The sequence below is a fragment of the Stenotrophomonas genospecies 3 genome (genome assembly GCF_054473855.1).
The window spans coordinates 167,619-190,928 of record NZ_JBTMUR010000009.1; the positions used below are offsets into that span (position 1 = coordinate 167,619).

At 67.2% G+C, this 23,310-nt stretch carries 23 protein-coding genes and 1 pseudogene; 12 read left to right on the forward strand and 12 right to left on the reverse strand.

All coding sequences use genetic code 11. The features are described from left to right. Positions 1–71: 71 nt before the first annotated feature. The 6 genes from ACX9OT_RS13735 to hemF are packed head-to-tail and all read left to right on the forward strand — an operon-like array spanning position 72 to position 7,207. Positions 72–2,441 (forward strand): S9 family peptidase, encoded by a 2,370-nt coding sequence (locus tag ACX9OT_RS13735; RefSeq protein WP_277778827.1) that lies wholly within the window; start codon positions 72–74, stop codon positions 2,439–2,441. After that, the gene (locus tag ACX9OT_RS13740) at positions 2,438–2,857 is read left to right on the forward strand and encodes an NUDIX hydrolase (RefSeq protein WP_277778826.1); all 420 of its coding nucleotides are present in this window, start codon (positions 2,438–2,440) and stop codon (positions 2,855–2,857) included. The genes ACX9OT_RS13735 and ACX9OT_RS13740 overlap by 4 nt, the downstream gene beginning before the upstream one ends. Positions 2,858–2,887: 30 nt before the next feature. After that, positions 2,888–3,448 (forward strand): hypothetical protein, encoded by a 561-nt coding sequence (locus ACX9OT_RS13745; RefSeq protein WP_049398641.1) that lies wholly within the window; start codon positions 2,888–2,890, stop codon positions 3,446–3,448. Positions 3,449–3,483: 35 nt separating this feature from the next. Beyond that, entirely contained in the window at positions 3,484–4,602 is a 1,119-nt protein-coding gene (locus ACX9OT_RS13750; RefSeq protein ID WP_277778825.1) for a hypothetical protein, read from the forward strand. Between the two features lie 37 nt (positions 4,603–4,639). Continuing rightward, positions 4,640–6,256: a hypothetical protein gene (locus tag ACX9OT_RS13755; protein WP_049462280.1), complete on the forward strand. Its 1,617-nt coding sequence runs from the start codon at positions 4,640–4,642 to the stop codon at positions 6,254–6,256. A 54-nt stretch (positions 6,257–6,310) separates the two neighbouring features. Then, positions 6,311–7,207: an oxygen-dependent coproporphyrinogen oxidase gene (gene hemF / locus ACX9OT_RS13760; RefSeq protein WP_149908940.1), complete on the forward strand. Its 897-nt coding sequence runs from the start codon at positions 6,311–6,313 to the stop codon at positions 7,205–7,207. A gap of 42 nt (positions 7,208–7,249) precedes the next feature. Here the strand turns inward: hemF and ACX9OT_RS13765 are convergent, their stop codons facing one another. Both ACX9OT_RS13765 and polA read right to left on the reverse strand, forming a co-directional pair. Further along, complete coding sequence (locus ACX9OT_RS13765) at positions 7,250–7,729, reverse strand: DUF421 domain-containing protein (protein ID WP_049462278.1); 480 nt, start codon at positions 7,727–7,729, stop codon at positions 7,250–7,252. A 328-nt stretch (positions 7,730–8,057) separates the two neighbouring features. Next, positions 8,058–10,832, reverse strand: a complete 2,775-nt coding sequence (gene polA, locus ACX9OT_RS13770; RefSeq protein WP_277778824.1) for a DNA polymerase I — start codon at positions 10,830–10,832, stop codon at positions 8,058–8,060. A 98-nt stretch (positions 10,833–10,930) separates the two neighbouring features. On the opposite strand from polA, the gene ACX9OT_RS13775 reads away from it, so the two are divergent. Beyond that, complete coding sequence (locus ACX9OT_RS13775; protein ID WP_049462276.1) at positions 10,931–11,215, forward strand: DUF2782 domain-containing protein; 285 nt, start codon at positions 10,931–10,933, stop codon at positions 11,213–11,215. Positions 11,216–11,349: 134 nt separating this feature from the next. On the opposite strand, the gene ACX9OT_RS13780 is transcribed toward ACX9OT_RS13775, so the two are convergent. Further along, positions 11,350–11,796: a universal stress protein gene (locus ACX9OT_RS13780; protein WP_005411629.1), complete on the reverse strand. Its 447-nt coding sequence runs from the start codon at positions 11,794–11,796 to the stop codon at positions 11,350–11,352. Positions 11,797–11,979: 183 nt separating this feature from the next. On the opposite strand from ACX9OT_RS13780, the gene ACX9OT_RS13785 reads away from it, so the two are divergent. Then, positions 11,980–12,126 (forward strand): hypothetical protein, encoded by a 147-nt coding sequence (locus ACX9OT_RS13785; RefSeq protein ID WP_180862753.1) that lies wholly within the window; start codon positions 11,980–11,982, stop codon positions 12,124–12,126. A gap of 85 nt (positions 12,127–12,211) precedes the next feature. Here ACX9OT_RS13785 and ACX9OT_RS13790 read toward each other — a convergent pair whose 3' ends face one another. The 7 genes from ACX9OT_RS13790 to rpmB all read right to left on the reverse strand — a co-directional run bounded on the left by ACX9OT_RS13790 (position 12,212) and on the right by rpmB (position 19,145). After that, a complete protein-coding gene (locus tag ACX9OT_RS13790) occupies positions 12,212–12,766 on the reverse strand; it encodes a hypothetical protein (protein ID WP_459002536.1) in 555 nt (184 codons plus the stop codon). A 107-nt stretch (positions 12,767–12,873) separates the two neighbouring features. Next, positions 12,874–13,200 (reverse strand): low molecular weight protein tyrosine phosphatase family protein, encoded by a 327-nt coding sequence (locus ACX9OT_RS13795; RefSeq protein WP_049462274.1) that lies wholly within the window; start codon positions 13,198–13,200, stop codon positions 12,874–12,876. Positions 13,201–13,377: 177 nt separating this feature from the next. Continuing rightward, entirely contained in the window at positions 13,378–15,570 is a 2,193-nt protein-coding gene (gene uvrD / locus ACX9OT_RS13800) for a DNA helicase II (protein WP_277778823.1), read from the reverse strand. Positions 15,571–15,579: 9 nt separating this feature from the next. Next, positions 15,580–17,001 carry an FAD/NAD(P)-binding protein gene (locus ACX9OT_RS13805; RefSeq protein ID WP_049462272.1) on the reverse strand — a complete coding sequence of 474 codons (1,422 nt, stop codon included), beginning with the start codon at positions 16,999–17,001 and terminating at the stop codon, positions 15,580–15,582. A gap of 45 nt (positions 17,002–17,046) precedes the next feature. Beyond that, positions 17,047–18,465 carry a cardiolipin synthase gene (gene cls / locus ACX9OT_RS13810; protein ID WP_049462271.1) on the reverse strand — a complete coding sequence of 473 codons (1,419 nt, stop codon included), beginning with the start codon at positions 18,463–18,465 and terminating at the stop codon, positions 17,047–17,049. Between the two features lie 265 nt (positions 18,466–18,730). Then, on the reverse strand, positions 18,731–18,898 hold the full coding sequence (rpmG, locus tag ACX9OT_RS13815) for a 50S ribosomal protein L33 (RefSeq protein WP_170272460.1): 168 nt from the start codon (positions 18,896–18,898) through the stop codon (positions 18,731–18,733). A 10-nt stretch (positions 18,899–18,908) separates the two neighbouring features. Beyond that, complete coding sequence (gene rpmB, locus ACX9OT_RS13820; protein WP_005411638.1) at positions 18,909–19,145, reverse strand: 50S ribosomal protein L28; 237 nt, start codon at positions 19,143–19,145, stop codon at positions 18,909–18,911. A gap of 278 nt (positions 19,146–19,423) precedes the next feature. Here rpmB and ACX9OT_RS13825 point away from each other — a divergent pair, with 278 nt between their 5' ends. Beyond that, entirely contained in the window at positions 19,424–20,638 is a 1,215-nt protein-coding gene (locus ACX9OT_RS13825; protein ID WP_277778822.1) for a nucleotide disphospho-sugar-binding domain-containing protein, read from the forward strand. Positions 20,639–20,651: 13 nt separating this feature from the next. Here ACX9OT_RS13825 and dnaQ read toward each other — a convergent pair whose 3' ends face one another. Together dnaQ and ACX9OT_RS13835 are read right to left on the reverse strand one after the other, a co-directional pair. Next, positions 20,652–21,161, reverse strand: a complete 510-nt coding sequence (dnaQ, locus tag ACX9OT_RS13830) for a DNA polymerase III subunit epsilon (protein WP_005411640.1) — start codon at positions 21,159–21,161, stop codon at positions 20,652–20,654. Positions 21,162–21,216: 55 nt separating this feature from the next. Further along, positions 21,217–22,110, reverse strand: coding sequence for a LysR family transcriptional regulator (locus ACX9OT_RS13835; RefSeq protein ID WP_277778821.1), 894 nt, complete (start codon positions 22,108–22,110; stop codon positions 21,217–21,219). 108 nt (positions 22,111–22,218) lie between these two features. Here ACX9OT_RS13835 and ACX9OT_RS13840 point away from each other — a divergent pair, with 108 nt between their 5' ends. The 3 genes and pseudogenes from ACX9OT_RS13840 to ACX9OT_RS13850 all read left to right on the forward strand — a co-directional run bounded on the left by ACX9OT_RS13840 (position 22,219) and on the right by ACX9OT_RS13850 (position 23,286). Next, positions 22,219–22,608, forward strand: coding sequence for a RidA family protein (locus ACX9OT_RS13840; RefSeq protein ID WP_049396045.1), 390 nt, complete (start codon positions 22,219–22,221; stop codon positions 22,606–22,608). 56 nt (positions 22,609–22,664) lie between these two features. Beyond that, positions 22,665–22,760 (forward strand): annotated as a pseudogene (locus ACX9OT_RS13845) (RidA family protein); the annotation flags it as partial. A gap of 190 nt (positions 22,761–22,950) precedes the next feature. Next, entirely contained in the window at positions 22,951–23,286 is a 336-nt protein-coding gene (locus ACX9OT_RS13850; RefSeq protein WP_006402574.1) for a hypothetical protein, read from the forward strand. Positions 23,287–23,310 lie beyond the last annotated feature (24 nt).

Sequence of the window (23,310 nt, forward strand, 5' to 3'; positions counted from 1 at the left end):
CCTGTGGCCCCTGCCCCGGGCCCTTGCGGCTGCTACGCTTGGCCGGTTTCCTCTTCTGGTGCCGTCCGCCCATGTCCCGAGTGCTGCCCCTGTCCCTCCTGCTGTCGGCCGTGCTGGCCGCACCGGCTGCGCATGCCGCGCCGACGCCGATCACCATCGAACAGGCCATGGCCGACCCGGACTGGATCGGTCCGCCGGTCGAGAAGGCCTGGTGGTCGTGGAACAGCCAGCAGGTGGAATACCAGCTCAAGCGCAACGGCAGCCCGGTGCGCGATACCTTCCGCCAGCCGGTGGCGGGTGGCGTGGCCGCACAGGTGGCCGATGACCAGCGCGGCACCCTGGACGTGGCCGAGCCGGTCTACGACCGCAGCCGCAGCCGCAGCGCCTTCGTCCGCAATGGCGACGTGTTCGTGCGCGACCTGCGCAGCGGCGCGCTGACCCAGCTGACCCGCAGCAACGAGCGCGCGGGCAACGTGAACTTTGCTGCCGACAATGGCGTGATCTGGCGCGTTGGCCAGAACTGGTTCCACTGGACCGCCGCCAGCGGCGTGCAGCAGGTGGCCAGCCTGAAGGCCGAGAAGGATCCGCGCACGCCGCCGAAGGCCGACGTGCTGCGTGACCAGCAGCTGCGCACGCTGGAAACCCTGCGCCGCGACCGCGACCAGCGCGAAGCACTGAAGGACCAGGACCAGCGCTGGCGCCAGGCCGATCCCACCCGTGCACCGGGCCCGGTGTACCTGGGCACCGACGTGGAGATCGCCGACAGCGTGCTGTCGCCGGACCTGACCCACCTGATCGTGGTGACCAAGCCGAAGGACTTCGACGACGGCCGTGGCGGCAAGATGCCGCTGTACGTGACCGAGTCGGGCTACGAGGAAACCGAAGACACCCGCACCCGCGTCGGCCGTAACGGCTTCGAGCCGCACACCCTGTGGTACGTGGACGTGCGCACCGGCAAAGCCGAGAAGGTCTCGCTGGCCGGCCTGCCTGGCATCAGCACCGATCCGCTGGCCGAGCTGCGTCGCAAGGCCGGCAAGGACGCACTGAAGGGCGAGCGCAGCCTGCAGGTGATGAGCGACTTCATGGGCGGTGGCATCCGCTGGAGCCCCGATGGCCAGCAGGCCGCAGTAATGCTGCGTGCCAACGACAACAAGGACCGCTGGATCATCAGCGTCAACGCTGCCGATGGCCGCGTGCAGAACCGCCATCGCCTGACCGACAACGGCTGGATCAACTGGGGCTTCAATGATTTCGGCTGGATGGCCGATGGCCGCACGCTGTGGCTGCTGTCGGAGGAATCGGGCTTCTCGCACCTGTACACCCAGGCCGGCACCGCCAAGCCGCAGGCGCTGACCAGCGGCAAGTGGGAAACCTCGGCGCCGGTGCCGTCCGCCGATGGCAAGGGCTTCTACTTCCTGTGCAACCAGCAGGCCCCGCATGACTACGAAGTCTGCGCGATCGACACCGGCAGCCGCCAGGTGCGCGAGCTGACCAGCCTCAACGGCGTGGAAGACTTCTCGCTGTCGCCGGACGGCCAGCAGCTGCTGGTGCGCTACTCCGGCGCCTACCTGCCGCCGCAGCTGGCCGTGCTGCCGAGCACCGGTGGCCAGGCCCGCGTGCTGACCGACACCCGCACTGCCGACTACAAGGCGCGCCAGTGGATCCAGCCGAAGCTGGTGGCAGTGCCGTCCAAGCATGGTGCCGGCGTGGTCTGGGCCAAGTACTACGAACCGGAAAACAAGGAACCCGGCAAAAAGTACCCGATCGTGATGTTCGTGCACGGTGCCGGCTACCTGCAGAACGTGCACCAGCGCTACCCGGCCTACTTCCGCGAGCAGATGTTCCACAACCTGCTGGTGCAGAAGGGCTACATCGTGCTGGACATGGATTACCGCGGCAGCGAGGGCTACGGCCGCGACTGGCGTACGGCGATCTACCGCAACATGGGCCACCCGGAACTGGAAGATTACAAGGATGGCCTGGACTGGCTGGTCGACACCCAGCAGGGTGACCGTGACCATGCCGGCATCTACGGTGGTTCCTACGGCGGCTTCATGACCTTCATGGCGCTGTTCCGCTCGCCGGGCACGTTCAAGGCCGGCGCCGCGCTGCGCCCGGTGGTCGACTGGCACCAGTACAACCATGGCTACACCAGCAACATCCTCAACACCCCGGACATCGATCCGGAGGCGTACCGCGTGTCCTCGCCGATCGAGTACGCGCAGAACCTGCAGGACAACCTGCTGATTGCCCACGGCATGATGGATGACAACGTGTTCTTCCAGGACTCGGTGAACCTGACCCAGCGCCTGATAGAACTGCACAAGGACAACTGGTCGATCGCTCCGTACCCGCTGGAGCGCCACGGCTACGTCCGCGCCGATTCCTGGCTGGACCAGTACAAGCGCATCCTCAAGCTGTTCGAGCAGAACCTGAAGTGAGCAACGCCGCGGCCACGATCCACATCGTGGCCGCGGTCATCCTGGATGACCGCGGCCGGGCGCTGGTGGTGCGCAAGCACGGCGCTGACCGTTTCATCCAGCCGGGCGGCAAACCCGAAGCCGGCGAAGCACCGCTGCAGGCGCTGGCCCGCGAGCTGGACGAGGAACTCGGCGTGCAGCTGTGCGTCGAGACCGCCGTCGCGCTGGGCACGTTCGAAGACTGGGCGGTGAACGAGCCCGGCCACCGCGTGCAGGCCCAGGCCTGGTGGGTGCAGGTGGACGGCATGCCACAGGCACGCGCGGAGATCGCTGAACTGGCCTGGGTGCCGCTGCAGCCGCCGCACGGCCTGCCCTTGGCACCGCTGAGCGAACACCATATCCTGCCGGCCGTCGCCACCCGGGTGACGGCCCGCTGAGCGCGCGGGCACCGATTGCAAGGACACCGGATGTCAATGTCGATCCCGCCGATTCCTTCGCTGGTCCAACCGACCTATCACGCCTGGGTGCGCCCGATCGCACACGCCTCGTTCTGGCTGTCACTGCTGCTCACGGTCTACTTCGTGATGCAGGGACTGCTGCTGTGGCCGCTGCACAACCTTCCGATCTGGCACCTGGTTGAGAGGGAAGTACAACTCCAGCACCTGCACAGCCTGATCTGGCTTCTGGCGCATCCGGTGGCCGCGTCGATGATCGTCGCACTGCTGTGCCTTGCCTCGACGCTGGCCAGCTGGGGACTGCTGCGCGAGCGCAGCTGGGGCCTGTGGAGCTTTGTGGCCATCCTGCTGATGAGTGCATTGACCAACTTTGCGATCGCCGGGTGGCTGGACGTGTTCATGCGCGACGTCATCCCGTTTCTCTCCGACGACGCCGTCCTGCAACAGGAACTCCATCTGAAACGCTGGTTGATCACGCTGACCATGGTGGCCATGTCATTCGTACTCCTCGGCCTGCAGGGTTGGCTGGCCTGGCGCCTGCTGCGACCAGACATCCGCTCGCGCTTCCACTGAGCCACACCCCTTTCCCGCACGACAAGGACCGTCGCATGCGCTTGCTGACCCTTCTCCCCGCGCTGCTGCTGTTCGCCGCGCTGCCTGCCGCCGCCGATGCGCTGCGCTGTGGCGAATACCGCAGCACCGACGGTGGCATGGCGCTGATATTCACATCACCCAGCAGCGGCTACCGCCGCGACGACGGCAGCGAGCCGGAGCCGCTGTGGGTCGATCGCAGTGCGGCGCAGGCCCGACTGGTCATGCTCGACGATGGCGTGGCACTGCCGGTCCGGATCAGCGCCGATGGGCAGCGCATCGAAGACGACGTGGTGGTCTACACGCTGCGCCAGTCCCGCGACTGCGCCGTCGAACCCAGTGCGATTGCCGGCAGCTGCCGCGCCGCCGGCAGCCACTGCATTGCGCAGCTGCCGGCGGCTTCGCCCGGCCAGGCCCAGCGCGCGTGCAGCGAAGGCGTTGGCGCGGGCTGCTCGGCGCTGCTGCGACAACTGCGGGATGACAGCCCAGCGAAGGCCACCGACGACGTCGGTGCCACAGGCTTTGATCGCCCGCCTGCCTGCCGCGAACACACGCCCGGGCATGACCCGCAGGCCTGCGAGGCGCTGACCAATGATGCATTGGCTGCCGCCATGCAGCGGGTGAATCAACGCCTGCTGCAGGAAGACGAAGACACACTGGATTCGCCGCTTCCGGCCGCTGCACGCGATCAGCTGCAGCAGCGGTGCCTGCAGCACCGCAGTGGCCGCTTCTGCGTGGAAGTGGCCGCGCAGCAATTGAACGCGCTGGAACCTGCGTTGGCAGTGCAGGCCCTGCAGGTGGTCTGCGATGCGGGCCGCGTCAGTGCCTGCGGACGTACCGCACCGCTGCGTGAACTCGGCACCGACCTGCGCCTGGTGCCGCTGCAGCAGGTGCCGTGCGGCCGTTACCAGGCCGACGGTGGCGTGATCGACATGCTCGACTTCGGTGATGGCGCGCATGCCCGCCTGCATGAAGGCGCCGTCCAGCTGCAGCAGAACGGCGAAACCCTTGTGCTGCGCCAGCTCGGCAACGGCGACCTGCTCGGCATGGACAACCAGACGGCCTACCAGCGTTACCAGCTCGTGCCCGGCACGGCACAATGCACGCCCCCGCGCGAGGGCCAGGGTTCGCCGTAGCGCCAGGAGCTTCCCGTTCGATCGTCAAGGAGACGACATGCATTCACCCGCACCGCGCCGCCGCTGGCTGGCCTGGGCCCTGCTGCTGGCCGCGCCGATGGCCGCCGCACAGTCACCACAATGCGGCCTGTTCAAGGCCGACGAAGGCAGCGGCACGCTGCGCATCAGCTCACCGAACCGCGGCGAGCAGAAGCACTTCGGCAGTGCGCCGTCTCCGGTCGCGTTCCAGCAGATCGACGGAAAGCTGCAGCTGGTGAACCTGGAGTACGGCCTGCCCAGTGCGCTGCAGGTGCGCGATCGTGGCCGCACGGTCGAGGTGGATGGCACGGTCTACCTCCTGCAGGCCCCCGCACAGTGCGCCGCAGCCGCCACGCCGGCTGATGGCAGCTGCCTGGCCGATGCGGCCGCGTGCCTGGACAACCGTCGCGAAGCGACCCCGGCCGCGCTGGAAGCAGGGTGCCGGGAAGGCGTGCCCGGCATGTGCCTGCAACTGGCCGATCGTTGGCACGAGGAAGCCAAACCCACGGTCGAGGCCGATCCCGCCCTGGCAAAGGCAGCGCTCGACGCCGCCTTGTCCGGCATCAAACTCCCCGCCGCCTGTGACAACGGTGGCTTCGAAGAGGGAACCCCGGCGTGTGCCGCCGCACTCGAGGCCGACCCGGCAGTGCAGGAGCAGCTGGTCAAGGCCGCGATGACGGCCGCCATGACCGAAGCCATGGTGACGATGACGGCGCCGACCGTGCCGGTGATCATTCCAGCTGAGCGGCGGCAACAGTTGTTGCGGTTGTGCCGCGAGGTAGCGCACGGCGGCTTCTGCACCCGCGTGGCTGAGCTGTCCTGGGACGCGGGAGATCCCCAGCAGGCGGTGCAGGCCTTGGCTGCAGCCTGCACCCCCGGCAATGACACCGCCACCTGCGAGCGCCTGCCGGCGTTGCAGGCGGTGGGCGCATCGCTGCGACCGCAGCCCGCAACTGCATTACCCTGCGGCAACTACCGGTCCGACGGCGGCCTGATGGACACGCTGGACTTCGGCGATGCCGGCCTGGTTGGCGTTGGCTGGAGCAGCCATCTTCGCGCACGCGTCGAAGCGGGCGACATCCGCATCCACCACGACCGGGACGGCGACTTCGTGCTGCGCCCGCTGCCGGGCGGGCAGTTGCTGGGGCTGGATAACTGGACCCGCTTCCAGGTGTTCGTCCCCACCGGCGAGGGCCCGACACGCTGCAGTGCACCGAAGCAGTTCAAGGTGCTGCCACTGCCACAGGATTGCCCGCTGGCACTGGCCAACGAGGGCGGCGCCGAAGCCTGCTGCGCGCAGGGCAAGCTGCAGGGCTGCAACATTCTCGGCAACCGCCTTGCGCTGTCCGGGAACTGGCTGCAGGCCGCCGAGCACTACACCACGGTCTGCCGCGCCGGCGTGCGCGAAGGGTGCGAGAACCTGGTCACCGCGCAGGGCAACGGCGCGGAACTGGACGCACGGGCAACCCTGGAGCAGCTGTGCAAGGCCGACCGCAGCGGCCTGCATGTGGCCTGCGACGTGCTCGGCACCCAGAACTGGGAGCTGATCACGCTGGGTGGTGCTCTGCAGAAGGCGGTTGACGAGGCGGCCGTGGACGACGCTCCGGCGCCGCGCAACTCCAACCGCAAGCGCTGAGCCGGCCAGGGCCTGCCCACAGCTTCGGGCGGGCCCTGCGGTAAAGTACGCGCCATGAACGAATTCGAGCGCGTGCGCGCCTATCTCACCGACCTGCAGGACCGCATCTGTGCGGCGATCGAGGCCGTCGATGGCCAGGCCCGCTTCCAGGAAGACCTGTGGCAGCGTGCCGAGGGCGGTGGCGGGCGTACCCGCGTGCTGCGCGACGGTGCGGTGTTCGAGCAGGCCGGCATCGGCTTCTCCGACGTGGCCGGCAGCCGCCTGCCGCCATCGGCCTCGGCCAACCGTCCGGAACTGGCTGGCGCCTCCTGGCGTGCCACTGGCGTGTCGCTGGTGTTCCACCCGCTCAACCCCTACGTGCCGACCACGCATGCCAACGTGCGCTTCTTCCAGGCGCAGCGCGACGGCGAAGTGGTGGCCAGCTGGTTCGGCGGCGGCTTCGACCTGACCCCGTTCTATCCGTTCGACGAGGACGTGCAGCACTGGCACCAGGTGGCACGCGATCTGTGTGCGCCGTTCGGCGACGAACGCTATGCCGCGCACAAGCGCTGGTGTGATGAGTACTTCTTCCTGCGCCACCGCAATGAAACGCGCGGCGTCGGCGGGCTGTTCTTCGACGACCTGCACGGCGACTTCGAGCGCGACTTCGCTTATCTGCGTGCGGTCGGCGATGGTTTCCTCGACGCCTACCTGCCGATCGTGCAGCAGCGCAAGGACACACCCCATGGCGAACGCGAACGCGAGTTCCAGCTGTACCGCCGCGGCCGCTACGTGGAATTCAACCTGGTCTACGACCGCGGCACCCTGTTCGGGCTGCAGAGCGGTGGCCGCAGCGAGAGCATCCTGATGAGCCTGCCGCCCCGGGTGCGCTGGGAGTACGGCTTCTCGCCTGAACCCGGCAGCGCAGAATCGCGACTGGCCGACTACCTGGTCCCGCGCGACTGGCTGTGAGGGGCAGCCTGGTCGCGCCGGGCCTGGGCTCGGTGCTACAAGTCAGGTGCCCTTCTGCGTGATGATCGTGATGTGTCCGGTCGTCTCCAGCAGCGCGATCTGCACGTCCTCGATCCGCAGGCCGCCCTGCTGGCGCAGCGCGGCATCGAAATCGGCCCGGCTGATCAGTTCGCGGCGGAGAACGCCCTCCAACAGCCGGCCATCACGCGCGATCACGGTGGGCTCTCCTTCGATCATCCGCTCCATGCGCCGATTCCGGGTGGTCAACCAGCCCACCCCATAGTTCAGCACGATCAGGGTGGCCGCCAGCAGCAGGCCACCGCCCAGCGAGGTGTCGGTGCCCAACAGCGCGTTCTGCACCGCGTTGCCCAGCAGCACGATCAGCAGCACGTCGAAGGGCGTGATCTGCCCCAGAGCCCGCTTGCCACCCAGCCGGACCATGCCCAGCACCACGACATACACCACCACCGCGCGCAGGATGAACTCCCACCACGGCATGGCCAGTGCGAACAGATCGGGCATTGTCTTCCCCTGCGGAGCGGTGGCCCAGCGTGGCGCAGGCCACGGCATCTGGCAACGGCACAAATAAAAAGCCCCGCTGACCAGGGGGAGGTCAACGGGGCCGGGGAACGGGCACTTGGGGAGGAGTCCCCGTTCCGAGATCTGCTCCAGGGGATGGGAGAGATCCACAACAGGCGTTGCGCCTGTCGAGAGTTATAGAAGCACTCCGAACACTAACGGTTCGTGAAGGGGCCCAATTTAATGAACCTCCATCAGGGCAACATTCATGATCGAGTCAGAAACCTCTGACGAATGAACGAATTCACGTCGTTTTCGGCCTGAAACACCCTCAGTGTGCTTCGTCCCAGTTGTTGCCGATGCCGGTATCGACCACCAGCGGCACCCGCAGTTTGGCCGCTTGCGACATGCGCTCGACCACCTGCAAACGCAACTCCTCGACGAAACTGCTTTCGGTTTCGAACACCAGTTCATCGTGCACCTGCAGGATCATCCGTGCCGGTGCGCCGCTGTCACGCAGCCACTGGTCCACGTCCACCATCGCGCGCTTGATGATGTCTGCGGCGGTGCCCTGCATCGGCGCGTTGATCGCGGCGCGCTCGGCACCGGCGCGCAGGCCCTGGTTACGTGCATGAATGTCGTTCAGGTACAGGCGGCGGCCGAACAGGGTTTCCACATAGCCCTGGTCGCGGGCCTGCTGGCGCATCCGCTCCATGAAATCACGTACGCCCGGGTAGCGGCTGAAGTACAGCGCCACGTAGTCCTGCGCCTGGCCACGGTCGATGCCCAGGTTGCGGGCCAAGCCGAAGGCGCTCATGCCGTACATCAGGCCGAAGTTGATCGCCTTGGCCGCGCGGCGCTCGTTCGGGGTCACTTCCTCCAGCGTGCGCCCGAACACCTCGGCGGCGGTGGCGCGGTGCACGTCGGCGCCCTGCTCGAAGGCACGCACCAGGCCCGGGTCCTCGGACAGATGGGCCATGATCCGCAGCTCGATCTGCGAATAGTCGGCCGCCAGCAGCTGGAAGCCCTCCGGCGCGATGAACGCGCGGCGGATACGGCGGCCATCCTCGGTGCGGATCGGGATGTTCTGCAGGTTCGGGTCCGACGAGGACAGGCGGCCGGTGGCGGCGCCGGACTGGTGGTAGCTGGTATGCACCCGGCCGGTGTCCGGGTTGACCATCTCCGGCAGCTTGTCGGTGTAGGTGCTGCGCAGCTTGGCCAGGCCCCGGTAGTCCAGGATCACTCGCGGCAGCTCGTGCTGGTCGGCGATCGCCTCCAGCGCCTCTTCATTGGTGCTGGGCTGACCCTTCGGGGTCTTCACCACCGCCGGCAGCTTCAGCTCATCGAACAGCACCGCCTGCAGCTGCTTGGGCGAATCCAGGTTGAAGCTGCGTCCAGCCAGCTCGGTGGCCTTCTGCTGCGCGGCCAGCATGCGCGAGGACAGGTCCTGGCTCTGCCGGCGCAGCTCGACGGTATCGATCCGCACGCCATTGGCTTCGATGCTCGTCAGCACCGGCACCAGCGGCATCTCGATGTCGCGGTACACGCTGTCCAGCGCCGGTTCGGCCAGCAGCTGCGGCTGCAGCGCGCGGTGCAGGCGCAGGGTGATGTCGGCGTCCTCGGCCGCATAGCGGCTGGCTTCGTCGATGCCCACCTGCGAGAACGGAATCTGCTTGGCGCCCTTGCCGGCCACGTCCTCGAACTTGATGGTGTTGTAGCCCAGGTAACGCAGGGCCAGCGAATCCATGTCGTGGCGGGTGGCGGTGGAATTGAGCACGAAGCTCTCGAGCATGGTGTCGTCGTGGTAGCCCTGCACCTCCACGCCGTGGCGGCGCAGCACATGCAGGTCGTACTTGCCATGCTGGCCCAGCTTTTTCTTTGCCGGGTCCTGCAGCACCGGGCGCAGCGCATCCAGCACCTGCTGCATCGGCAGCTGCGTCGGCGCGCCCGGGTAATCGTGGCCGACCGGAATATAGGCGGCCTTGCCCGGCTCGACCGCCAGGCTGATGCCCACCAGGCGCGCACGCATCGCGTCCAGCGCATCGGTTTCGGTATCGAAACTGATCAGGTCCGCCTGCTGCAGGCGCTCGACCCAGGCCTGCAGCTGCTCGGCGGTCAGCACGGTCTCGTATTCACCCGGTGCGGCCAGCGCCGGATCCAGCGTGCCGGCGGCCGGTGCCTCGGCGCTGCCACGGGCGAAGCCGGCGGCGGTGCCACGCAGGCTCGGCGTTGCTTCGCTGGCGGCCGTCGGCGCCGGCAGCGGTGCACCCAGCTCCTTCAGCGCCTGGGTGAAGCCGTAGCGCGCATACAGCTCGGTCAGCTCCGGCACGTCCTGCTCGCGCAGGGCCAGCGTGGTCGGGCTGGCGTCCAGCTCCACGTCGGTGCGGATGGTCACCAGCTCGCGGTTCAGCGGCAGGCGCTCCAGCGCGGCGCGCAGGTTCTCGCCGATCTTGCCCTTCATGGTCGGCGCGGCCGCCATCACCCCGTCCAGGTGCTGGTACTCGGCCAGCCACTTGGCGGCGGTCTTCGGCCCACATTTCTCCACGCCCGGCACGTTGTCGACGGTGTCGCCCATCAACGCCAGCAGGTCGATGATCTGATCGGCGCGCACGCCGAACTTCTCCATCACTGCGGCATCGGAATCCATGCGGCTGCCGGTCATGGTGTTGACCAGTTCGATGCCCGGCCGCACCAGCTGGGCAAAGTCCTTGTCGCCGGTGGAGATGGTCACCTTCAGGTCCTGCGCCACGCCCTGCAGGGCCAGCGTGCCGATCACATCGTCGGCTTCCACGCCGGGAACACGCAGGATGCTGATGCCCAGCGCTTCGACGATGCGGCACATCGGCTCGACCTGGCTGCGCAGCTCGTCGGGCATCGGCGGGCGGTTGGCCTTGTACTGGTCGTACAGGTCATCACGGAAGGTCTTGCCCGGCGCATCGACCACGAACGCCACGTAGGCCGGGCGCTCCTTCAGTGTCGAGCGCAGCATGTTGACCACGCCGAACAGCGCGCCGGTGGGTTCGCCCTGTGCATTGGACAGGGGCGGCAGCGCGTGGAACGCGCGGTACAGGTAACTGGACCCGTCGATCAGGACTAATCTGCTCATGGGTCGATTCTACGCGCCCGTGCCTGCACTGCGACGACACGGCACAGCCGCGGCGATGGGGCATAATCAAGGCTCTTTCCAGGCAAAGGCCCCCGCCGATGAAGACCCTGATGCTGGCTCCCCTGCTCCTGCTCGCTGGCTGCGCCAGCATGGGTGGCGCGGGCGCTCCCCCGGTGGACGTCAAGGGCGCGGATGTGTCCAAGCGCACCATGGACAACGGCGATGTCATCGAGGAATACCGCGTGTCCGGCCAGCTGCGCATGGTCAAGGTGACCCCGTCGCGCGGTGCCCCGTTCTACATGTACGACAAGAACGGCGATGGCCGTTTCGACAACGACAAGGACGGCGTGTCGCCGGTGTACTGGAAGCTGTACAGCTGGTGATGTGACCGGGGTCGGATCCCTGCGATTCAGTAGATCCACGCCATGCGTGGATGGGCCCCTGCCGGCCCTACAAAAGATGACGCCGGCGCGCATCCTGCGGCCGGCGTCGGGTCCCCTCCCCGGGAACGCTTGTATCAGCGGATGACCAGCACCGGCAGCGTGCTGCGTGCCAGCACTTCAGCGGTCTGGCTGCCCAGCAGCACACGGGTCACACCACGGCGGCCATGCGAGGTCATCACGATCAGGTCGCTGTTGCGCTCACCCGCCGTCTCAATGATGCCGTCGGCCGCGTAGCGGTCCAGTACGTGCACCGGGTTGGCGGTAATGCCCTGCTCGGCGGCCTTGGCCAGCGCCGGCTGCAGCACCTTCTGCGCGCCTTCCTCGCGGTCGGCCTTGTACTCAGGGCTGTTCATGTAGCCCACGCTCCAGCCCATGGCGTCGTACATGCCGACGGCCCACGGCTCGGAAACGGTCACGATATCGACCTCTGCATTGAGGTCCTTGGCCAGCTCCAAGCCCTTCGCCAGGCCCTTGTCGGCCAGCTCGGATCCGTCGGTGGCAATCAGGATGCGCTTGTACATGATGGGGCTCCGTGGCGGTCTGCCAGATGGGAACAACACCATTGCACACCGGATGTGCAGGGCGCGCCTTGAGCAGGATCAATCCGGCGCCGCGCAGCGGCGTGTGCGCACCGCCGGCTTGCGTACCCGGACACCGCAGCGCAAGCTGGGTGGGCGGCGCGCCGCCGCCTTGGGAGAACCCGCATGCAGGACCGCAAGCCGACATCACGAAGCCCCCTCAGGATCATCCTGTGGAGCCTCATTGCCGCCTTCGTGCTGTTCTGCGGCGGCTATTACCTGGGCAAGGATCTGGCCCAGCGCGACAACGCCAGGCAGTCAGCCGGCCGATAGCCTGCTGCCGTAGAGTCGAGCTTGCTCGACTGCGTCTGCTCACAAAAGGCAGTCGAGCAAGCTCGACTCTACAGCGCCCCCATCTTCAGGCGATCTGCACCACGCGCGCGTTCTGGCACAGCGGATAGCTGGCCACGAATTCAGCGATCGCATCACGCATCGCCTCGAACGATTCGCCATACATGTACAGCGCGGTCTCGGTCGGGCCCTGCCACCAGCTGCAGATCTCGCCCAGGCCATCGATGTTCTCCGACAGCTGCTCGAACACGTGGTTGGAATCGCACTGTTCGTAGACCTCGTCCGGCAGGTTCAGGCCATCCAGGTAGATGCCCAGGCCTTCGGTCACGCCGAAGCTGCGGTCGGCCTTGCCCGCACCCTGCAGCTGCGAACCCTTCGGCGCACCCAGCTGCTCCAGCAGATCGATCAGCTTCGGCACGCCGGCCGCATCGACCAGCGCCACTTCGATATCGCCGTATTCGACCTCGCCGAGGTCGGACATCGCGGTGCCGCCGCCAGTCAGCTCACCCACCTGCGCCGCCTGCAGCAGCGCATCGAGCGGATCCTCGAACAGTTCATGACGATGCTCGGGCTGCAGCTTGGCGTTCAACTTCACGGTGACGTGCAACGTGGGTTCGGTCATCGGGGCGTTCCTGGAAGATGTGGCTTCTATTGTAGAGCCGAGCCCATGCTCGGCTGTTCTTTCCCGACAGAAGCAGCCGAGCATGGGCTCGGCTCTACAACAGCCCGTCAACGCAGGAACGGCGCCACCTTGCGCTTGAGCAGCTCCACCAGCACCGGGTCCATGTAGTCGTAGTCGTCGGGGATTTCCAGGCAGATCACCCGCTTGCCATTCAACCAGGCCTTGTAACGGCTGGACAGACGGTTGCGGTGCGCCCTTTCCATCACGAAGACCAGGTCGGCCCACTGCAGCAACTCGGGGCTGAGTACTTCCTCGGCGTCGGCCAGCAACCCGGCTGAGGCGGTCTCGATGCCCGGCCAATCGGCAAATACCTGCTCGGCGGTGGGGCTGCGCAGGCGGTTCTGACTGCAGAGGAAGAGCACGTTGCGGGTCATGGATACTCGCTTTTGTAGAGTCGAGCCGTGCTCGACTGACTTTTCCCGCTGCAAGCAGCCGAGCATGGCTATGCCGGTCGTCCTGACCGGCACCCTTCGGGCCGTCGCAAGCGACGTTGGCAGCGGCTCCTGCCGCTACCTTCGGCTCTACAGGAATTCCCGCCCCCCCGACGGTGATCAGATCACCGTCAGGTTGGCGTAGGCCATCACCAGCCACTTGCTGCCGGCATCGGCAAACTCGACCTGCACGCGGGCGTGGGCACCGCTGCCTTCGTAGTCGGTCACCATGCCTTCGCCGAACTTGGGATGGGTGACCAGCGCGCCGAGCTTCAGCGGCGGCGCCTCGATCGAGGCGTGGCCCATCACCCGGCTGGCGCCCATCGAGGCCGGGCGCGAGACCTGCACCTTCGGGCGCACTTCGTGCAGCAGCTCGCGCGGAATCTCGCGCAGGAAGCGCGACGGCAGGCTGTAGTTGTCCTGGCCATGGATGCGGCGCGATTCGGCGTAGCTCAGCACCAGTTTCTGGCGTGCGCGGGTGATGCCCACGTAGGCCAGGCGGCGCTCTTCTTCCAGCCGCCCGCTTTCCTCCAGCGAACGTGCGCTGGGGAACAGGCCTTCTTCCAGGCCGGCCAGGAACACCAGCGGAAACTCCAGGCCCTTGGCCGAGTGCAGGGTCATCAGCTGCACGCCGTCCTCGCCCGCCTGCGCCTGGCCCTCACCGGCCTCCAGCGCGGCATAGGCCAGGAACGCGACCAGCTCGTCCATGTTCTCGCCCACTTCCTCGATGTCGTCGGCGCGGCGCACGAAGCGCGAGGCCACCGAGACCAGTTCGTCGAGGTTGTCGGTACGCGATTCCGAGTCCAGCGCGTTGCGGCTTTCCTTGCTCCAGTGCTCGCGCAGCTGCGAGCGGGCCAGCACGTGGTCCACGCGTTCGGCCAGGGTCATGTGCAGGGTCTGCGCCTGCAGCTCGTTGACCAGCACCAGGAAGCCGGCCAGCGCATTGCGCGCACGTGCAGCCAGCGCGCTGCCCTGGGTGACCAGCATGGTCGCTTCCCACAGCGAAATACCCTGCGCGCGCGCCTCGCGGCGCACTTCGTCCAGCGTGCGATCGCCGATGCCACGCGTCGGCGTGTTGACCGCGCGCTCGAACGCCGCGTCATCGTTGCGGTTGGACAGCAGGCGCAGGTAGGCCAGCGCGTCCTTGATTTCGGCGCGCTCGAAGAAACGCATGCCGCCGTACACGCGGTACGGCACCTGTTCGCTCAGCAGGGCCTCTTCCAGCGCGCGCGACTGCGCGTTGCTGCGGTAGAGCACGGCCACTTCGGTATAGCTGCCACCGTCTCGCACCCACTGGCGCGCGCGCTCGACGATGTAGCGCGCCTCGTCCATCTCGTTGTACGCCGCGTACAAGTCGATCGGCTCGCCGTCGCCGCTGTCGGTCCACAGTTCCTTGCCGATGCGGTCCGGGTTGTGCGCGATGACCGCGTTGGCGGCGCCGAGGATGTTGGCCGTGGAGCGGTAGTTCTGTTCCAGGCGGATGGTCTGCGCACCCGGGAAGTCGCGCAGGAAGCCCTGCACGTTCTCGACCTTGGCACCGCGCCAGCCGTAGATGGCCTGGTCATCGTCACCGACCACGAACACGTGGCCGGAATCGCCGGCCAGCACGCGCACGAAGGCGTACTGGATGGCGTTGGTGTCCTGGAACTCGTCTACCAGGATCTCGCGGAAGCGCGCGCGGTAGTGCGACAGCAGCGCCGGGTTGTCGCGCAGCAGTTCGTGCGCGCGCAGCAGCAGTTCGGCGAAGTCGACCAGGCCGGCGCGGTCGCAGCGTGCCTGGTACTCGATGTAGGCCTGGCGCATGGTTTCAAGCCACGCGTCGTGCGGTTCGGGCTGGATGTGCTGTGGGCGGCGGCCCTCGTCCTTCTGCGCGTTGATCCACCACGCGATCTGCTTGGCCGGGTACTTGCCGTCGTCCAGTTCCAGCGCCTGCACCACGCGCTTGACCAGCCGCAGCTGGTCGTCCGAATCCATCACCTGGAAGCCTTCGGGCAGCTTCGCATCCTGCCAGTGCAGGCGCAGCAGGCGGTTGGCCAGGCCGTGGAAGGTGCCGATCCACATGCCACGGCTGCCATTGGGCAGCTGTGCGTCGATGCGGTGGCGCATTTCGCCGGCCGCCTTGTTGGTGAAGGTCACCGCGAAAATGCCGTGGGTCGGCACGCCATCGACTTCATGCAGCCAGGCGATGCGGTGGGTAAGTACGCGGGTCTTGCCGGAACCGGCACCGGCCAGCACCAGGTGGTGGCCGGGGGGAGCGGAGACGGCTTCGCGCTGGGCCGGGTTCAGGCCATCAAGCAGGTGGGAGACATCCATGCCCCCATTTTACGGCATCGCCGTCGCGGCTCCTGCGACCACCTGGGTTGCCAGTGCCTGCGCCTGCTGACGCAGTTCAGGCACCGCCAGGCTTTCCCACAGGCTGCCGATGCGCAGGCTGCCGAGCACGCCCAGCCGTGCCTGCGGCTGGCCACCGGCGGCACGCAGGCGATCGCCCGGCACCGTGCTGTCCAACCCCAGTCCATGCGGGCCGGGGCGTGCCAGCCCATCGGCCTGCAGCTGCTGCAGCAACGGATTGCGCAGTGCGCTGGCGCGGGTCTCCACGCCGGTGGCGTTGATCACCCCGCCGATCATCCACTGCTGTTCATTGCCCGAGGCATCGCGGCCCGACAGCTGCAGCGCATCGCCGTCGCGCCAGACACGTTGCAGGCGGGACCGGTGAATACGCAGCTGGCCGCTGTCCTGCAGCGTCTGCAACTGCGCATCCACTTCTTCGGCGATGCGGTGGCGATGCACGTCCCAATAGCGCACCACATGGCGCAGGAAGCGACGCTGGTCGGCCTCTTCGAGGCTGCACCACAGCGCCTGCCCGTGCGGACGGATGCGGTCCATCACGCCCTGCCACGGCAGGCCGTCGGCCTGTGACTGGCGTGCGAACCCGCGCAACGCGCGCAGGCGCTGGCGCAGGTTCATCGGCAGCAGTAAAGCCGGATCGAACGTGGGCAGCCCCCCGTGCGCATGCGGCAACGGCAGCAGGCCGTGGCGCGAGATCACATGCAGCGGGCCGGTGTGGCCGGCGGCGACCAATGCCAACACGGTGTCGGCCATGCTCAGGCCGGACCCGACGATGGCCACGGCCTGCTCGCCGGCCAGGGTGCGCACGCCGTCGTAGTCCCAGGCCTCGATCACGTCATCGGCGGGCAGTGCCTCGGCACCGGCTACCGGCAGCGGTCGCATGCTGTTGCCGGTGGTCAGCACCGCCTGCGCGGCGTGCAGCGTGCTGCCATCGCCGAGTGTCAGCTGGTAACCGTGGTCATCCGGCTGCAGGCCCAGCACCGGCTGCGCGATCACCTGCAGCTGTGCCGGGCTGGTCGCAGCGGCCTCCTGCAGGCGCTGCTGCAGGTAGGCAGCAAAGTAGTGGCGGCACACATAGCGCTCGCCCAGCACCTCGCGCGCCTCGCCCGGGTAGGCATTGGCGGCCATCAGGTAGTCGAGGAAATCGCCGGGCTGGTTGGCAAACGCACTCATCTTCGCCGCCGGCACGTTCAGCAGATGCTCCGGCCATGGCGTGGCATAGGCGATGCCCTGCGCCAGCTGCGAGGCGGGTTCGAAAATGGCCAGCGCCAGCGGCGCCTTGGCCTGGCGCAATACCTGGATCGCCACCAGCACGCCAGCCGCACCACCACCGATGATCGCCAGGTCCAGTTCGCCATTACGCGGTGAATCAGTCATGCGCCGATTGTAGGCCATCGGCGATGACAGGCCGGATTGCCGAAATGGGCGGTTGCCGCCGCCTCACATCAACGCATCGGCCAGCCGTGCAATACCTTCGCGGCTGCGCCGCCACGTAGGGCGGCTGCGCCACTGCTGCAGGTCCAGCTGCCGCGCTTCACGCAGGTAGCCATCCTCGATCGCGCACAGCTGCTGCACCAGCGCGCGGTCGTAGCAGATCAGGCCGATTTCGGCATTCAGCGCGAACGAGCGGATATCCATGTTGATCGAGCCGAGCACAGCGATGTCCTCATCCACGCTCATGTGCTTGGCGTGCAGGAACTGCGGCTCGTACAGCGCGATGCGCACGCCACAGCGCAGCAGCTCGTCGTAGTAGGCCTCCTGTGCCCACGAGGTCAGCCGCTGGTTGTTGCTGGCCGACAGGATCAGCTGCACTTCCACGCCGGACAACGCCGCGATGCGCAGCGCGCTGAGCGTGGCTTCGTCAGGCACGAAATACGGGGTGACCATCACCAGCCGGCGCCGTGCGAGGTGGATCAGCGCCGCAACCGCGTCGCGCGCGTTGCTGTACGGGTAGGCCGGGCCGCTGGGCAGCAGCTGGGTGGCGATGTCGTCGCCGCATTCGGGCACATCGGTGATCACATCCAGGCGCTGGCCGGTCTCCATGTACCAGTCGCTGGCGAATACGGCTTCCAGATGCGCCACCGCCGGGCCGCGCACGCGCGCCACCAGCTCGCGGTTCGGGTGGCCCGGCACGAACCGCGGGCCCGCCAGATTCTGCGAACCGACATAGGCCACTTCGTTGTCGATCACCGCGATCTTGCGGTGGTTGCGCAGGTCCATGCGCCCGCTGCGGCGCCAGCGCAGGCCACCGGGCAGCATCGCGCGCACTTCGATGTCGCGCGCCTGCAGGCGCTTGCGATAGGCGCGCAGGCCACGCTTGGCGCCCACCGCATCGAGCAGCACGCGGCACTGCACGCCACGCGCGGCGGCACGCTGCAAGGCCTCGACAATGGCCTCGCCGACCGCGTCATCGAACATCAGGTAGTACAGCAGGTGCACGCGGTCTTCGGCCTGGTCGATGTCGGCGATCAGCGTGTGCAGCGACTCGTCGTAGTCGGTCAGCAGATCGACGGCGTTGCCGTGCACCGGCATGAAATCGCCCTGGCGCTGCACCAGCGGCACGATCTCGGCGCTGGCGGTGTCGGGCTGTGGGGTCCAGCGCAGGCGATGCTGCAGTGCCTGTTCCTCGCGGATGACCTGCGAGGCCTCGGCCTGGCGGCGGATGCGCTCGCGCGACAGCCACGGGTGGCCGAAGAGCAGATACAGCGGCAGGCCCAGCAGCGGTACGAAGCCGACCAGCAGCAGCCAGCTGCGCGCCGCGCCAGGCGTGGTGCGGGTGGGAATCCAGCACAGCGCGACCAGCCGGATCAGCCAGTCGATCAGCAGCAGGTAGGAACCCAGCAACCACTCGAACAGCATCGCGTCGCCCGTCGGGAGGTGATGGGCCATTCTGCCCAGCGGGGTGTGTAGAGTCGAGCCGCGCTCGACTGCTTTGAAGCCGTGTGCCAACCAAGGTTGGCACCTACCGGGTGAGGGGACAGCGTGTCGACCAAGGTCGACACCTACCGGGGGAGTGTGCCGACCAACGGTCGGCACCCACAGGCACCCACCGGCCCCACCGTCGGGCATGAAAAAACCCGCCACAAGGGCGGGTTTCTTCGCGGGGATCAGCAATCCTTGCGGATTACTTGATCTTGCCTTCCTTGTACGGGACGTGCTTGCGCACGACCGGATCGTACTTGGAGAATTCCATCTTCCCCGGGGTGTTCTTCTTGTTCTTGTCGGTCGTGTAGAAGTGACCGGTACCAGCGGTCGAAATCATACGGACCTTATCGCGCTTGCCTGCCATGATCGTCTACTCCTCAGACCTTTTCGCCGCGCGCACGCAGCTCAGCCAGAACGGAATCGATACCGTTCTTGTCGATGGTGCGCAGTGCATGCGCGGAAACACGAAGCTTCACCCAGCGGTTTTCGCTGGCAACCCAGAAGCGGCGCTCGTGCAGATTCGGCAGGAAACGACGACGGGTCTTGTTGTTGGCGTGCGAGACGTTGTTACCCGTCTGCACTCGCTTGCCGGAAACCTGGCATACGCGGGACATTGCGCACCTCGATAGTAAGTTGTGTCAGCCCGTAGCCCGGGAGACGGCGGCCTCGATGGTTGCCCACCACACGTCAAGAGAATCAAAGGGTTACGCTGGCGTTGGGCGGCCGGGGACGTGCTCCCGGGGGCGCCGCCCGGTAGAAAACCGGACACAGCGAGCCGCGCATTATGCACGGGTTCAAGCACTTGCGCAAGTTACCCACAGGCCGGGACTGAACCGGGAGGGTCGGGAGCCCACCAACCGGCATACTGGCCCGGTTCACTGCGGAGCTTTCCATGCGGCTGCTGGCCCTGACCTACGGAACCGAAGGCGATACGCGTCCGCTGGCCATGCTCTGCCATGGGCTGATTGGCGCAGGCCACGAGGTGACACTGCTGGCCGATGGCGGCACGCTGGGCAGCGCGCAGGCGCTGAATGTGCCCCATGCGTCCCTGGAAGGTGACATCCATGACGAAGTGGTCGCGCTGGTCTCGCGTGGCAACGGTGTTGCCGCCGCCAGTAGCGGACTGGCACGGATGGCGCTGCAGCATGTCACTGGCTGGATGCGGCAGGCGGACGCGGCGGCCGAGGGTTGCGACGCGATTCTGACGGGTGGGCTGGCGGCCTTTGTCGGCATGAGTGTGGGCGAACGCCGGGGTCTGCCGGTGATCGGGACCGGCATGATTCCACTGACCCCGACGCGTGCCTTCCGCTCCCCGTTCCTGCCGCCGGGACGCTCGCCGGGCTGGTTGAACCGGGCCAGCTATGGGCTGGTCAACGGCCTGATCTGGCGCCAGTTCCGCCAGCCGATCAACGAGGCCCGCAAGCAGCTGGGGCAATCGCCGCGCCGCTCGCTGTGGTCCGGCCTGCCGATGCTCTATGGCATCTCGCCGCAGCTGCTGCCGCCACCGACGGACTGGCCGGCCGACCACATCGTCTGTGGCCAATGGCGGTTTCCTGATGCGCCCTGGACGCCGCCGGCCGATCTGCAGGCCTTCCTCGACGCCGGACCGCCGCCGGTCTATCTGGGCTTCGGCAGCATGACCGGCTTTGATCGCGAACGCGTGTTGCCGGCCCTGCTGCAGGCGTTGGCACCGCGCCGTGTCCTGCTGTTTCCCGGCTGGGTGGGACTGCCTGCGATGCGCTTGCCCGATTCTGTCTTCGTCCTGGGCCCGACCCCACACGAAGCGCTGTTCCCGCGTTGCGCATTCGCCATCCACCACGGTGGCAGCGGCACCACGCATTCGGCCTGCCGCGCCGGCATTCCTTCACTGGTGATGCCGTTCGCCGCAGATCAGTTCTTCTGGGCTGATCGTCTGTATCGGTTGGGCGTGGCACCGGCACCGTTGTCACCGAAGCGGCTGGACGCAGCAACGCTGGCGGCAGCCATCACCTTCGTTGAAACCGACGCAACACGCGCACGCGCGGCGGCCCTGGGCGTGGCGATGCGCCATGAGGACGGGGTGGCCTGTGGCGTTGCAATGATCGAGCGATGGTTGCGGCCGGTGTGACAGCCGCCAGGCCTCAGCGCAGGTGCGGAATCACCTGCGCCAGCAGGTGCGCATCCTTCAACGCGCCATGCAGGCCGCGCTGGCTGGGAATGCGCAGGCGCTGCAGCACATCATCCAGCTTGTTGCCCTGACCCGGCCAGCGTCCCCGCGCAAGCTTCAGGCTGCAGGTGATGCGGCAGTGCTGGGCCAGCGTGCCGGGGATGCCGGACAGGCGCAGCTCGTTGTCCAGGAAGCCCACATCGAAGGTGGCGTTGTGCGCGACCATCTCGCTGCCGCGCAGGAACTCCAGCAGTTCGGCCGCCTTGCTGGAGAACAGCGGCTTGCCCACCAGCATCGCATCGCTGATGCCGTGCACGCGCTGTGCGCCCCAATCCACCTTGCGCTGCGGCTGCAGGTAGGTGTGGAACTGGCGGCCGGTGAGCTGGCCATCGATCAGTTCGACGGCACCGATTTCGATCACCCGGTGCCCCAGGCGGTGGGAGATGCCGGTGGTTTCCGTATCCAGTGCAACGATGCGGCTCATCAGGGTGTGCGTTCTCCAGTACGTGCACGCCGATTCTCGCACGCGGCCGATGCACTCACCCCAACGCTTCCACCACCCAATCGATGAACACCCGCAGCCGCTGGCTCATGTGCCGGTTCGGCGGGAACATCACGTGCATCGGCATCGGCGGCAGCTGCCAGTCCTGCAACACCGGCAGCAGCTCGCCGCGCGCCACGTGCGGCTCGGCCATGTAGCTGGGCAGCGCCACCACGCCCAGCCCCGCCAACGCAGCGGCCAGATAGGCGTTTCCATCATCGAAGCCGACCGTATAGCGGCCCTGCACCTCAACGCGTTCATCGCCGCGCTGTGCAACGAACACGCGTGCGCGGCCACTGCGCGGGCTGAGGAAGCCGACCATGCGGTGATCGGGGCCTTCCAGCGCGCGCGGATCGGTCGGCAGGCCGAAACGCTGCACATAGCCCGGACTGGCGTGGAAACCGATCGGCAGCGCGCCGAGCGGTCGCGCCACCAGTGCCGGGTCGGCCGGGGTGCCACCACGGATCACGCAGTCGACGTTGTCGGCGATGACATCGACTTCGCGGTCACTCACGCCGATGTCCAGCTGGATCTCCGGGTAGCGCGCCTGGAAATCCGGCAACGCCGGCACCAGCCGCAACCGCGCGTACGGCCCGGGCACATCCACGCGCAGCCGCCCGCGTGGCTGGGTGGCCGCGTCGCCCAGCCCGCCCTCCACTTCTTCCAGCTCGGCCAGCAGGCGGGCGATGCGCGGGTAGTAGGCCGCGCCGTCGGCGGTGACGCTGACCCGGCGCGTGGTGCGGTTGAGCAGGCGCAGCCGCAGGTGTGCCTCCAGCTGCTGCACCAGCTGGGTGACCGTGGTTCGGCTGATCTGCAGGGTCTGCGCGGCGCGGGTGAAGCTGCCGGTTTCCACCACGCGGGCAAACGCCCGCATCGCCTCGAAACGGTCCATTGTGGGCCGTGATTGTTTGGAATTGGCAATCAATCTAGGCCGATCATCGCGGTTTATCCAGACAGCACTGGCGCGGAGGATGGCGTTCTCTCCCACGGGATCTTCCCCATGTCACAGCGTGATGTCGTTTTCCCCGCCGGCCGCCAGGCCCTGTACGAGCGCAACCGCTACTCGCCGGCGATCCGATCCAATGGCTTCCTGTTCGTCTCCGGCCAGGTCGGCAGCCGCGAGGACGGCTCGCCCGAGCCGGATTTCGAAACCCAAGTGCGCCGCGCGTTCGAGAATCTCAATGCGGTGTTGGCTGCTGCCGGCTGCACGTTCGATGACGTGATCGACGTGACCGTGTTCCTGGTCGATCCGGAAACCAACTTCGAGAAGGCCTGGGCGATCGTGCCCGAGTACTGGGGCGAGGCGCCGCACCCGACCCTGACCGGCATCGGCGTGACCTGGCTGTATGGGTTCCAGTTCGAGATCAAGGTGATCGCGAAGCTGCCGTGATACGGGTAGTGCCGGCCGCTGGCCGGCAATGTGTCGGAGGTCGAAAAGCGTGTCGACCAAGGTCGACACCTACCAGGGCAGTCGGCGTGACCTGGCTGTACGGGTTCCAGTTCGAGATCAAGGTGATCGCGGAGCTGCCTGCAGACCGGTAGTGCCGGCCGCTGGCCGGCAATGTGTCGGGGGTCGAAAAGCGTGTCGACCAAGGTCGACACCCACCAGGGCAGGAGGTCGGCACCTGCCAGAGCTGGCGTGCCCGGCCCACCTGAACGGGAGGTTCCGACGAATTCCCGAGGTGGTCATTGATATTGTATCCGGCGAAAACCGCTTGCTAGCCTCCCCTCCATGCGCCGGATCACCCGCCAACTGCGTACGTACCTGATGATGCTGCTGATGGCGGCATTCGTGGTCGTGCCGGTGGCCGACGCACTGGTGTGTGCGGTGGAACCGCATGCCAGCAGCGCCCATGTCGAATCCCTCGCGGACGATGCAGGCGGTGACAGCGACAGCAAGCACACGGGTGCCTGCACGCATAACCACTGCCACCACTCCACGCTGAGCCTGCCGGCGAACGATTTCGCCGCCTTCGGTACGCCGCTGCCGGCGCGCTGGATGAATGCCGGCGACGTTGCGACCTATGCGGTCGCCCAGGATGAATTGACGCGTCCCCCCCGGGCGTGAGTTGAGCGCGTCCCGCAATCGCGG